The 13,031-nt window shown below is 67.5% G+C and carries 8 protein-coding genes and 1 tRNA gene; 6 read left to right on the top strand and 3 right to left on the bottom strand.

Annotated elements, in window-relative coordinates:
- Positions 1-64: 64 nt before the first annotated feature.
- From NKT36_RS06440 to NKT36_RS06430, 3 genes are all read right to left on the bottom strand, one after another.
- Entirely contained in the window at positions 65-2,545 is a 2,481-nt protein-coding gene (locus NKT36_RS06440; RefSeq protein ID WP_327053133.1) for an efflux RND transporter permease subunit, read from the bottom strand.
- A complete protein-coding gene (locus NKT36_RS06435) occupies positions 2,546-4,177 on the bottom strand; it encodes a COG1361 S-layer family protein (protein ID WP_327053132.1) in 1,632 nt (543 codons plus the stop codon).
- Between the two features lie 307 nt (positions 4,178-4,484).
- Positions 4,485-4,557, bottom strand: a tRNA-Asp gene (locus tag NKT36_RS06430).
- A 290-nt stretch (positions 4,558-4,847) separates the two neighbouring features.
- Between NKT36_RS06430 and NKT36_RS06425 the strand changes: the two genes are divergently transcribed.
- The 6 genes from NKT36_RS06425 to NKT36_RS06400 are packed head-to-tail and all read left to right on the top strand — an operon-like array spanning position 4,848 to position 13,001.
- Positions 4,848-5,075, top strand: coding sequence for a DNA-directed RNA polymerase subunit H (locus NKT36_RS06425; RefSeq protein ID WP_327053131.1), 228 nt, complete (start codon positions 4,848-4,850; stop codon positions 5,073-5,075).
- Complete coding sequence (locus NKT36_RS06420; protein WP_327053130.1) at positions 5,075-6,643, top strand: DNA-directed RNA polymerase subunit B''; 1,569 nt, start codon at positions 5,075-5,077, stop codon at positions 6,641-6,643. Before NKT36_RS06425 ends, NKT36_RS06420 begins: the two co-directional genes overlap by 1 nt.
- Before the next feature lies 1 nt (position 6,644).
- Positions 6,645-8,471 carry a DNA-directed RNA polymerase subunit B gene (rpoB, locus tag NKT36_RS06415; protein ID WP_327053129.1) on the top strand — a complete coding sequence of 609 codons (1,827 nt, stop codon included), beginning with the start codon at positions 6,645-6,647 and terminating at the stop codon, positions 8,469-8,471.
- Positions 8,472-8,474: 3 nt separating this feature from the next.
- A complete protein-coding gene (locus NKT36_RS06410; protein WP_327053128.1) occupies positions 8,475-11,393 on the top strand; it encodes a DNA-directed RNA polymerase subunit A' in 2,919 nt (972 codons plus the stop codon).
- On the top strand, positions 11,386-12,567 hold the full coding sequence (gene rpoA2, locus NKT36_RS06405; protein ID WP_327053127.1) for a DNA-directed RNA polymerase subunit A'': 1,182 nt from the start codon (positions 11,386-11,388) through the stop codon (positions 12,565-12,567). Before NKT36_RS06410 ends, rpoA2 begins: the two co-directional genes overlap by 8 nt.
- The gene (locus NKT36_RS06400; RefSeq protein ID WP_327053126.1) at positions 12,567-13,001 is read left to right on the top strand and encodes a NusA-like transcription termination signal-binding factor; all 435 of its coding nucleotides are present in this window, start codon (positions 12,567-12,569) and stop codon (positions 12,999-13,001) included. The genes rpoA2 and NKT36_RS06400 overlap by 1 nt, the downstream gene beginning before the upstream one ends.
- Positions 13,002-13,031 lie beyond the last annotated feature (30 nt).

The raw sequence follows: 13,031 nt of genomic DNA, 5'->3' as shown, positions 1-13,031 counted from the left end.
GCTGGTCGCGGTTGCGGTCGACAGCGCGGTCGCCGCGGCGGTCTGACGCCACCCGTCCGGCGCCTCACCGCGCGTAGCGCGCCCACACGACGACGACCGACGGCGTCAGCGCGACCGCGGTGAGGTAGGAGTAGAAGATGCTCAGCGCGGTCACGAGGCCGAACTGTCCGAGCACGGGCGTGATGGCGAGCACGAGGATGGCGGTCCCGGAGACCGTCGTGATCATGCTCCCGGTCAGCGCGCCGCCAGTGCCGCGGACGGTCCGGTCGAGCGCGGCGGCGACGGCCGCCTGTTCGTCGACGTCCCGGTCGTCGGCCTCCCAGTCGTACTCGTCGGTGAAGCGGTGGACGACGTGGGCCGAGTAGTCCACGCCGAGGCCGAGCGCGATGGCGAGGATGGTCGCGGTGAGCGCGTTGAAGGGGATGTCGAGCAGTCGCATCGTCCCGGCCAACAGCGCGACGGCGACGACGATGGGGAAGAGGTTGATGACGCCGAACGTCGCCCGCCCGACGAGGACGCGGTAGACGAGCGCGAGGAAGATGGCGGTGGCGACCAGTGCCGTCGCGAGGCTCCGCGCCGCCGACGCGAGGATGATGCCGGCGACGGACTGGAAGACGACGACCTCGCCGGTCGCGGTGGCGTCGAGCCGGTACCGGTCGGCGATGCGGCGAGCGTCGCGCGTGATGGCCTCCTGGGTAGCGGTGCCCTTCACGGAGTAGACGACACGCGCGCTCCGCCGGTCCTCCGTGATGTACTGCAGCGCCTGCTCGCGGACCGGCGAGGAGAGCAGTCGCTCGTAGATGCGGTCGAGGTTGTCGTCCGGGATACCGTCGTCGTTCACGTCGTTGCGCTCGACGAGTCGCCGGAACGACTCGGACCGCTCGCTGTACGACCGGATGACCGAGATGATGCTCTGGGCGTCGGCCTGCCGGTCCGTCGCGAGAAAGGTGTCCGGCGGGTTCCGGTTGGCGTGGTGGATGGACTCGAGCGCGTAGTCCTCGCGCAACGGCCCCTCGACGAACACGGTCACCGTGTCGTCCTGTGCGGAGGCGAACTTCTCCTCCAGGAAGTTGATGTTGTCCGTGACGGTGTACGTCTCCGGCGCGAACGGCTCGGGCAGCGACCGGAGGTAGGACGGCGTCTCCTCCGGCGGCAGGAAGTCCTCGTTCGAGAACGAGGTGTCGATGCCCGTCGCGTAGTAGCCCGAGGCGACCGTCGTCAGGAGCGCGAGCAGCAGCACCGCGCCGGCACCGCGCCGGGCGACCGTGACGCTGCCCTGCAGCACCCGCCCGAGCAGCGACCCTTCCCGACCGAGCGGCCGGCGGCCGAACAGCGGGAGGCCGGTCCGCTCGCGGAACCGGTCGGCCCAGACCTTCGCCGCGGGGAGGAAGATGCCGAAGATGAGGAACGTAAAGACGATGCCGATGGCCGCAACCACGCCGAACTCCTGGATGGGTTGCAGGCGACTCGTGACGTTCGACCCGAACCCGACCACCGTGGTCCCCGTGACGATGGCGAACGCGACGAGCAACTGGTCGGTGGCCGTCCGCATCGCGGGCTGGATCTCCGCCCCGGTGACGCGCTCCTCGCGGTAGCGGTTGATGGCGTGGATGCCGTAGTCGATGCCGACCGCCAGCAGCAGCGGTGGGACGGCGACGAGCAACTGCGTGAACGGGATGCCGACCAGCCCCATGAAGCCCATCGTCCAGACGATGGTCATCCCGAGCGCGGCGACGCCGAGCAGGAGGTCGACCGGGTCGCGGTAGACGACCAGCAGGAAGACGAAGATGAGGACGACGGCGGCGGGGACGACGATGATCAGCGAGTCGAAGGTGACGCTCGACAGCTCCGATGAGACGATGCCGCTGCCGAACACGCGGATGTCGCTGTCGACCGTCTCGACGACGGCCTGCGAGCGGAACTGCACCTCGCTGAGCGGGTCGTCGCCGCCCTCGGCTTCCGCCCCCGCCGCCGGGTCGATGCCGGCCGGGATGCGGTGCTGGACGACGGCGACGGTCGCCGACGCCGACGCCGCGCGCCGGTTGAAGTCCTTGCTGAGCAGGCCCCTGAACTCGGGATTCGAGGCGGCCGCCCGGACGGCGCTCTCGACCTCCGTCGGGGTCGCCTGCTCCAGTGCACGGATCTGCGCTTCGGGCGTCGTCGCGTTCGGGTCGAGTTGCTGTGCGACGATGCCGGCCGCGCTCGTCGTCCCGACGACGCGCAGTCCTTGTCGGCGTTCGAGTCGTTCCTCGACGGTGAGCATCGCCAGCAATGCGGACTTCGAGAGCACGTTCCGGCCGCTCTGGATGAGCTGAGTGGTCCCCTCGTCGTCGCCGAAGGGCGGCGAGAACTCCTCGTTGACGGCGTCGAACGCCTCGACGGCGGGCGTGTCCTCGGTGAACTGGCTCGTCCCGGCCTCGGTCGAGATGCGCGTCGTCCCGACGGCGAACCCGGCGGTCAGCACGAGGAAGACGACCAGCACGGTCCGCGACCGCTCGACGATCCACTCGTCGAGCCAGTCGATGACCCGCTGGTAGTCGACCACTCACCGCCACCTCCACACGGCGACGACGCCGACGAGTAGCACGGTCGCGATCGCGACGACCGCCAGCACGCCGACGTCCGCGAACGGCAGCAGTCCGTCGTCCTCCGGTTCGGTCACCCGAACCGGAACCTCGTAGGTGTCGGAGAGCTTCGTCTCGCCGTCCGGCGTCTCGTACTGGAAGTCGAGCGACAGCGGGTACGTCGCCGGGAGCGCGCCACTGTCCGCGCTGACGCTGAAGCGGATGGTCGCCGACTCGTTCGGCGCCAGCTGCGGGACGAACGCCTGGTCGTCGTCGATGCTCAGCGGGCTGTCGGCGAACGCCCGCGCGTCGACGTTCCGCAGCACCCGGTCGTCGTTGTTCGTCACCTCGACGACCACGGCCGTGCTTCCGCCGGCCTCGACGGACGCCTCCCGAACGTCGAGGCGGAACTCGTCGCGCCGTGGGCCGACGTCGACGCGCGCCTCCAGCGACTCGCTCCGTCGCGGGTCGCCGTCCTGGTTCTCGTACTGGACGGCGAACGACAGCTGTCGCGGCCCCTGGTCGGCGTCGTCGCTGACGTCGAGCCGGTACCTGAACCGCTCCGACCTGTCCGGGGCCAGGGTTCCGAGCGCGAACTCCTTCTCCCGCGGGAAGATGGTGTCTCCCGACGACTGGAGGACGAGAACCGCGTTCGCGGCGGGTTGCGGCCCCTCGTTGGTCACGGTGCCGGTGACGTTGCCCTCGTCGCCGACGCGGAGGGTGCTGGTGACGTTGCCGAGCGCGAACGACTGCTCGGGTGCGGGGATCACGCCGAAGGTCTCCAGTTGGGTCTGGGTGCGGTTGCCGTTGGTGGCGTAGGAGACGGTCATCGAGAAGGGGTAGCTGGCGACGACGGTGTCGTTGCCGGCGCTGGCGTCGAACTCGAAGGTGACGTCCTCGTTGGACGCCCAGTCGCCGACGAACCGCGTCGCGTTGGGGGCCCCGCCGCCGCGCGTATCGCCGCCGATGCGGATGGTGTCGGTCCGCGGCCGCAGCGTGACGATGGCGTCGTCGACGTCGGGGCCGGTGTTCTCGACGGTGACCGAGATGGTGCCGGTGTCGCCGGCCTGTACCGTCGAGGAAATCCGCGTTACTTCGAAGCGGTCGAGGGTGATGCGCCCGGAGGGGCGCACGTCGAACGTGAACGGCGGGGTCCGAACCCGGGTGCCGTTCGTGGCGGTGTAGGCGACGGTCGCCTCGAAGGGGTAGCTGCGCGTCTCGGCGAACTCCTCCGCCAGCAGGTCGAAGGTCACGGTGCGACGCTCTCCGGCGTTCCAGGTGCCGGCGAACCGGGTGGCGTTCTGGGCGGGGCCGAACCGCAGGCTCTCGTTGGGCGACTGCACGCGCACGCTGGCGTTGCGGACGGCGTCGCCGGTGTTTTCGAACGTCAGCGCCAGCGTCCCCCGTCCGTCGACCGGCACGTTCGTACTGGTCGACACCAGGCGGAACTGGCCGTTCCCCTGCGTCGCGGTCGTCGTTCCCTGGGCAGCGACGGCACTGGCGTCGGTGGCCGCCGCGGCCTCCTCGGGCGTCCCCGCGACGGCGGCGACCGCCGGCGAGACGAGCAGGACCGCCAGTGCAACCGCTAGCGCTCGGCGCGTCGTCTCCATCATCCGTCCCGGCTATCCTCGACCGAGTGCGTGACGGTCGCCGTCGCTGCCGAGGTCCGTCCGTCGGTCGCGTTTCCCCCACCGTCCGATTCGACTGCCTCCCGTGGCGGGAGTCGCTCCCCCGCCGCACTCTGTGTCATCTGTTCCGCCCCCGTCACGCCTCACGACGACGATGCCTAAAGGTCTGGTCTCCGTTCTGTCGGCAACTGGACGACTACGTCATCGCTATCGACGTGAACTGCCGCTAGAACGAGACGGGGTCGACGTTCTGCGACCAGACGCCTCGCTGGAGGACTGAATTCGGAAGAAGCGCCCGAGGCGGGATTTGAACCCGCGTCACGACCGTGACAGGGTCGTATGATGGGCCACTACACCACCCGGGCTTTCGAACGCATCTAATCGTTTCCCGGTGATAGACTTAAGACTTTCCAAACGACGGCGGTGTGCGGGGCGGTGCCGCCCCGCGAATCACGTTCGATTCACTCGCCACGGGCCCAAACGATTTATACCAGAATGGAGTAGGTAGGCCCGTCAACGAACGTCCCCCGGCTCCGGGGGTGCGATAGCCTGCCGTCCGCGGTCTAGTTAGCAAGCCTTAAATTGGAGCCCTGTGTAATACCCTGTAGTATCTCGTGATAGCCATTTCTCCCCCTGGCCAGAGGACCGCGCACACATGGTAGACGTAAGCCAACACGACATGGTTCCGGAGCACTCCGTCCTCGACGAGGGCGACCTGGACGAGGTGCTCTCGGAGTACGACATCAAACGCACAGACCTGCCGAAAATAAAGCGAACCGACCCCGCGCTGCCGGACGACGCGGAGGTCGGCGACGTCATCGAGATCGTTCGCGACTCGCGAACGACCGATACGGCGACGGTATACCGACTCGTGGTGGAATAATGGAACGGCAAGACCGACGCGAACTATCGAAGGAGTACTTCTCGAAGGAACGACTCGCAGAACACCACTACCGCTCGTTCAACGCCTTCCTGACCCGCGGGATGCAGGAGGTCGTCGACGAGAAGGGAACGATCGACACGGACATCGGTGACAAGGAGGGCGAGGAACCGGTGTACGTCGAACTCGGCGACATCCGCGTCGTCACGCCCCGCGTCCGGGAAGCGGACGGCAGCGAGGAACTTCTCTACCCGCAGGAGGCCCGCCTCCGGAACATCACCTACGCCGCGCCGGTGTTCATGGAGATGACCATCGTCAAGGGCGAGAACGACGACAAGCGCGTCGTCGACTCCACCGAGACGAAGGTGGGCCGGATGCCCATCATGGTCGGCTCCGAGAAGTGCAACATCGCGGGCTTCGACGACGACGAGCTCATCGAGATCGGGGAGGACCCCGCCGACCCCGGCGGCTACTTCATCGTCAACGGCTCCGAGCGGGTGCTGATGACGAGCGAGGACCTCGCGCCGAACAAGATCCTCGCGGAGTACGACACGAAGTACGGCGACGAGATCCAGGTCGCCAAGACGTTCAGCCAGCGCCGCGGGTACCGCGCGCTCGTGCTGGTCGAGCGCTCGCGTGACGGCCTGCTCGAGGTGTCGTTCCCCTCCGTCTCGGGGAGCGTCAACTTCGTCACGCTCGTCCGCGCGCTCGGGCTGGAGTCCGACGAGGAGATCGTCCACCGCGTCAGCGACGACCCCGAGATCGTGAAGTTCATGCTGGAGAACCTGGAGGCGGCCGACGTCCAGACCCAGGAGGAGGCCATCGAGGCACTGGGCAAGCGCGTCGCCTCCGGGCAGGGCAAGAACTACCAGCTCAAGCGGGCGAACTACGTCATCGACCGCTACCTCCTGCCGCACCTCCACGAGGACGGCGTCGAGGAGGAGGACGTCCGGATCAACAAGGCGTACTACCTCGCGCGGATGGCGGAAGCGTGCTTCGAGCTCGCCCTCGGCCGCCGCGAGGCCGACGACAAGGACCACTACGCCAACAAGCGCCTGAAGGTCAGCGGCGACCTCATGAAGGACCTGTTCCGGACGGCGCTGAACAAGCTGGCCCGCGACGTGAAGTACCAGCTCGAACGCGCGAACATGCGCAACCGCCAGCTCTCGGTGAACACGGTCGTCCGGTCCGACGTCCTCACCGAGCGGCTCGAACACCCCATCGCGACGGGCAACTGGGTCGGCGGCCGGTCCGGCGTCTCCCAGCTCGTCGACCGGACGGACTTCATGGGCGTCCTCTCGCACCTCCGACGACTGCGCAGCCCGCTGTCGCGCAGCCAGCCGCACTTCGAGGCGCGCGACCTGCACGCGACCCAGTGGGGTCGCATCTGCCCCTCCGAGACGCCCGAGGGGCCGAACTGCGGTCTGGTGAAGAACTTCGCGCAGGCGATGGAGCTGAGCCAGAACGTCGGCGACGAACAGGAACTCAAACGAGAACTCTCCTCGATGGGGGTCGAAGGTATCCCCGGCATCGAGAGCATCGAAGGCAGCGCTACGAGCGCAGACGATTAACATGAGCCAGGGACGAGAAGCGAAAGTATACGTCAACGGTAGTCTGGTCGGGACCCATCCCGACCCCGAACAGCTCGCAGGTCAGGTCCGGGAAGCGCGCCGCCGCGGCGACGTCAGCGAGATGGTCAACGTCTCGGTGAAAGACCGGACGCGCGAGGTCATCATCAACGCGGACGCGGGACGCGCCCGCCGGCCGCTGCTCGTCGTCGAGAACGGCGAGCCCCTCGTCACCGAGGACGAGGTCGAGGCGGTCAAGCAGGGCGACCTCGACTTCACGGACCTCGTCGACCGCGGGAAGGTCGAGTTCATCGACGCCGAGGAGGAGGAGGACATCTACGTGGCGGTCGACGAGGACGAACTCACCGCCGACCACACCCACCTCGAGGTCGACCCGCAGCTCATCTTCGGCATCGGTGCGGGGATGATTCCCTACCCCGAACACAACGCGAGCCCCCGCATCACGATGGGGTCGGGGATGATCAAGCAGTCGCTGGGGCTCCCGTCGGCGAACTACCGGATCCGCCCGGACACGCGCCAGCACCTGCTGCACTACCCGCAGCTGTCGATGGTGAAGACGCAGACGACCGAGCAGATCGGCTACGACGACCGGCCGGCCGCCCAGAACTTCACCGTCGCGGTGATGAGCTACGAGGGGTTCAACATCGAGGACGCCCTCGTCATGAACAAGGGCAGCGTCGAGCGCGCGCTCGCGCGGTCGCACTTCTTCCGCACCTACGAGGGCGAGGAGCGCCGCTACCCCGGCGGCCAGGAGGACCGCTTCGAGATTCCGAGCGACGACGTGCGCGGCGCTCGCGGCGAGGACGCCTACACTCACCTCGACGAGGACGGCCTCGTCAACCCGGAGACGCAGGTCGACGAGAACAGCGTCCTGCTGGGCAAGACGAGTCCGCCGCGGTTCCTCGAGGAGCCGGACGACATGGGCGGGCTGTCGCCGCAGAAGCGCCGCGAGACGTCCGTGACGATGCGCTCGGGCGAGTCCGGCGTCGTCGACACGGTCACGCTGATGGAGGGCGAGGACGGCTCGAAGCTGTCGAAGGTGTCGGTGCGCGACGAGCGCATCCCCGAACTCGGTGACAAGTTCGCGTCGCGACACGGCCAGAAGGGGGTCGTCGGCCACATCGCGCCCCAGGAGGACATGCCGTTCACCCAGGAGGGCGTCGTCCCCGACCTCATCATCAACCCGCACGCGCTTCCGTCGCGGATGACGGTCGGCCACGTGCTGGAGATGATCGGCGGGAAGGTCGGCGCGTTCGAAGGACGTCGCGTCGACGGCACCGCGTTCACCGGCGAGGACGAGGAGGAACTCCGGTCGTCGCTGGAGGAGCACGGGTTCAAGTCCAGCGGCAAGGAGACGATGTACTCCGGCGTCACCGGGGAGAAGATCGAGGCGGAGATCTTCGTCGGCACCATCTTCTACCAGAAGCTGTACCACATGGTGTCGAACAAGCTGCACGCCCGCTCGCGCGGGCCGGTGCAGGTGCTGACCCGCCAGCCCACCGAGGGCCGTGCGCGCGAAGGCGGTCTGCGCGTCGGGGAGATGGAGCGCGACGTGCTCATCGGGCACGGCGCCGCCCTGACGCTGAAGGAACGGCTGCTCGACGAGTCCGACCGCGAGTGGATCTACGTCTGTGCCAACTGCGGGATGAGCGGCGTCGAGAACGTCGAGCAGAACCGCGTCTACTGCCCGAACTGCGACGAGGAGACGGACATCCACGAGATCGAGATGTCCTACGCGTTCAAGCTCCTGCTCGACGAGATGAAGGCGCTCGGTATCGCGCCGCGACTCGAACTGGAGGACGCAGTCTAAACCATGTCAACAGGTCAAACACCCAAGGAGATCGGCGAAATCAGCTTCGGGCTGATGGACCCGGAGGAGTACCGCGAGATGTCGGCCACGAAGATCATCACGGCCGACACCTACGACGACGACGGGTTCCCCATCGACATGGGACTGATGGACCCCCGGCTGGGCGTCATCGACCCCGGCCTGGAGTGCAAGACCTGCGGCAAGCACTCCGGCTCCTGTAACGGCCACTTCGGCCACATCGAGCTGGCCGCGCCGGTCATCCACGTCGGGTTCACGAAGCTCATCCGTCGCCTCCTCCGTGGCACCTGCCGCAACTGCTCGCGGCTGCTGCTCACCGAGGACGAGAAGGAGAAGTACCGGACCATGCTGGACCGGACGAAGGAGCTCGGCAACGACATCAACGACGTCACGAAGTCGGCCATCCGCGAGGCCCGCAAGAAGGACCGCTGCCCCCACTGTGGCGAGGTCCAGTACGACATCAACCACGAGAAGCCGACGACCTACTACGAGGTCCAGCAGGTCCTGACGAGCGAGTACAGCGAACGCATCGCGGCCGCGATGCAGGGCGACGTCGGCGAGGACGAGGAGCGCGAACCGGTCGCGCCCCAGGAGCTCGCCGACCAGACCGGCATCGACCTCTCGCGCATCAACGACATCATGTCCGGCGAGTTCCGGCCGCGCGAGGACGACCGCCGGGCCATCGAGAAGGCGCTCGACATCGACCTCACCGAGGAGGACATGAACAAGCTGATGCCCAGCGACATCCGGGACTGGTTCGAGGACATCCCGGACGAGGACATCGCCGTCCTGGGCATCGACCCCGACCGCTCCCGGCCGGAGTGGATGATCCTCACCGTGCTGCCGGTGCCGCCGGTCACGGCCCGCCCCTCCATCACGCTGGACAACGGTCAGCGCAGCGAGGACGACCTCACGCACAAGCTGGTCGACATCATCCGCATCAACCAGCGGTTCATGGAGAACCGCGAGGCGGGTGCGCCCCAGCTCATCATCGAGGACCTCTGGGAACTGCTGCAGTACCACGTCACGACGTTCATGGACAACGAGATTTCGGGCACGCCGCCGGCCCGGCACCGCTCCGGCCGGCCCCTGAAGACGCTCTCCCAGCGCCTGAAGGGCAAGGAAGGCCGCTTCCGGGGTAGCCTCTCCGGCAAGCGCGTGAACTTCTCCGCCCGGACCGTCATCAGTCCGGACCCGACGCTGAGCCTCAACGAGGTCGGTGTCCCCGAGCGGGTCGCTCGCGAGATGACCCAGACGATGAACGTCACCGACCGGAACGTCGACGAGGCCCGCCGGTACGTCAGCAACGGCCCCGAGGGCCACCCGGGTGCCAACTACGTCAAGCGCCCCGACGGCCGCCGCCTGAAGGTGACCGAGAAGAACTGCGAGGAGCTCGCCGAGAAGGTCGAGGCCGGCTGGGAGGTCAACCGCCACCTCGTCGACGGCGACATCGTCATCTTCAACCGCCAGCCGTCGCTGCACCGGATGTCCATCATGGCCCACGAGGTCGTCGTGATGCCGTACAAGACGTTCCGGCTGAACACGACGGTCTGTACGCCGTACAACGCCGACTTCGACGGGGACGAGATGAACATGCACGCGCTGCAGAACGAGGAGGCCCGCGCGGAGGCGCGCGTCCTCATGCGCGTGCAGGAGCAGATTCTCTCCCCGCGCTTCGGCGAGAACATCATCGGTCCCATCCAGGACCACATCTCCGGGACGTACCTGCTGACCCACGAGAACCCCGAGTTCAACGAGACGCAGGCGCTCGACCTGCTGCGTGCCACGCGCGTCGACGAACTCCCCGAACCGGCCGGCGAGCACGACGGCGAGCCGTACTGGACGGGTCGCCAGCTGTTCAGCGAACTGATGCCGGACGGGCTCGACCTCGAGTTCACCAGCTCCGCCGGTGACACGGTCGTCATCGAGAACGGCCGGCTGACCGACGGCACCATCGACGAGGACGCGGTCGGCGCGTTCGGCGGCGAGATCGTCGACACCATCACCAAGCAGTACGGCGAGACCCGTTCGCGGCAGTTCATCAACGAGGTCGCGTCGCTGGCGATGCGCTCGATCATGCACTTCGGGTTCTCGCTGGCCATCGACGACGAGACCATCCCCGCTGCGGCCCAGGAGCAGATCGACGAGGCCATCGGCAACGCCTACGACCGCGTCGAGGAGCTCATCGAGACCTACGAGAACGGCGACCTCGAGTCGCTGCCGGGCCGCACCGTCGACGAGACGCTGGAGATGAAGATCATGCAGACGCTCGGCAAGGCCCGCGACTCCGCGGGCGACATCGCCGAGGACCACTTCGCGGGCGACAACCCCGCCGTGGTCATGGCCGAATCCGGCGCGCGTGGGTCGATGCTCAACCTGACCCAGATGGCCGGCTGCGTCGGCCAGCAGGCGGTTCGCGGCGAGCGGATCAACCGCGGGTACGAGGACCGCACGCTGAGCCACTACAAGCCGAACGACCTCTCCGCGGACGCCCACGGCTTCGTGGAGCACTCCTACACGGGCGGACTGACGCCTCTGGAGTTCTTCTTCCACGCGATGGGTGGCCGCGAGGGGCTCGTGGACACGGCGGTCCGTACCTCCAAGTCCGGCTACCTGCAGCGCCGGCTCATCAACGCGCTGTCCGAGCTGGAGACCCAGTACGACGGCACGGTGCGGGACACCTCCGACACCATCGTCCAGTTCGAGTTCGGCGAGGACGGCACCTCGCCCGTCCGGGTCTCCTCCGCGGAGGAGAACCCCATCGACGTGGACGGGATCGTCGACAGCGTCCTGGACGAGGAGTTCGACAGCGAACGACGCAAGCAGGAGTTCCTCGGCGAGCGACGCCCGCCGACGAACCTCTCGGAGCACGCGGACGCACGGCAGGTGGAATCCGATGACTGAGATTACCGACGACATGCGAACACTGGTGGAGGACACCGAACTCCCGAAGCGGCTGAAAGAGGAGGTGTACGACACCATCGAATCGCGCGACGGCGTCACCGTCGACCAGGTCGACGAGATCGCCCGCGCCGTCGAGAACCGCTACCTGAACACCCGCGTCGACCCGCTCGACCCCGTCGGAACGGTGAGCGCCCAGAGCATCGGCGAACCGGGGACGCAGATGACGATGAACACGTTCCACTACGCGGGCGTGGCGGAGATCGACGTGACCCAGGGCCTGCCACGGCTCATCGAGCTCGTGGACGCTCGGAAGACGCCGGACACGCCGATGATGACGGTCTACCTCGAGGACGAGTACGCGGACGACCGCGAGCTCGCCCACGAGGTCGTCTGGCAGATCGAGGCGACGAAGATCCTCGCGCTCGGCGACATCTCGACGAACGTCGCCGACATGATCGTCTCCATCGACCTGAACGAGGACACCCTCGAGGAGCGGCTCATCACGCCCGACGAGGTGGCCAGCATCATCGAGGACGAGCTCGGCGTCCAGACGAACAAGCAGGGCGCGGTCATCGAGTTCGGCCCCGAGCAGCCCAGCTACCGCGAGCTGCTCCAGCTGGTCGAACAGCTCCGCGAGATCGTCTTCAAGGGCATCGAGGACATCACCCGCGTCGTCATCCGCAAGGAGCAGACCGACGACGGGGAGGAGTTCGTCCTCTACACCGAGGGGTCGGCGTTCGGCGACGTCATCGACATCGAGGGCGTCGACGCCTCCCGGACGACGACGAACAACATCCACGAGGTGCGCAAGAACCTCGGCATCGAGGCGGCCCGCGAGGCCATCATCGAGGAGACGATGGACACGCTCGAGGAGCAGGGCCTCGACGACGTGAACGTCCGCCACCTGATGCTGGTCGCGGACATCATGACCAACCGCGGCGAGATCGAGTCCATCGGCCGCCACGGCATCTCCGGTAGCAAGGAGAGCGTCCTCGCGCGTGCGGCGTTCGAGGTCACGGTCAACCACCTGCTCGACGCCGCCATCCACGGTGAGGTCGACGACCTCAACGGCGTCACCGAGAACGTCATCGTCGGCAAGCCCATCAAGCTGGGTACCGGCGACGTCGACCTCCGCATGGGGTCGATCAGTCGCGGTGCCGAGCCGTCCGACTGATGACGGTCACCCTCTCGGACGCCGCCCGGCAGTACATCGCCCTCTTCGAGGACGAGACCGGCGCGACGGCGCGCGACTGCGTCGTCCTCGACGACGAGGAGGCGGACAAGCGGGTCGTCTTCGTCGTCAAGCCGGGTGACATGGGTCAGGCCATCGGTCCCGGCGGCCAGACCGTCCAGCGCGTCGAGGAGCAGGTCGGTGCCGACGTGGAACTCGTCGAGGACGCCGACACGGCCGAGGACTTCGTCGCCAACGCGCTCGCGCCCGCGGCGGTGTACAACGTCACCATCAGCGAGAACGACGACGTGCTCGCGTACGTGGAGGTGGCCGAGGAGGACACAGGCGTCGCCATCGGCGCGGGCGGCCGCAACATCGAGACCGCGAAGCTGCTGGCCGACCGCCACTTCGACGTGGACGACATCCAGTTGACCTGACGCGACTGTCGACTTCTTTCCGATTCTCAC

The sequence above is a fragment of the Halomicrococcus gelatinilyticus genome (assembly GCA_024227995.1).
Taxonomy (GTDB): Archaea; Halobacteriota; Halobacteria; order Halobacteriales; family Haladaptataceae; genus Halomicrococcus; species Halomicrococcus gelatinilyticus.
The sequence above is the reverse complement of the archived record's forward strand: the minus strand, read 5'-3'. Positions and strand labels throughout refer to the sequence as shown.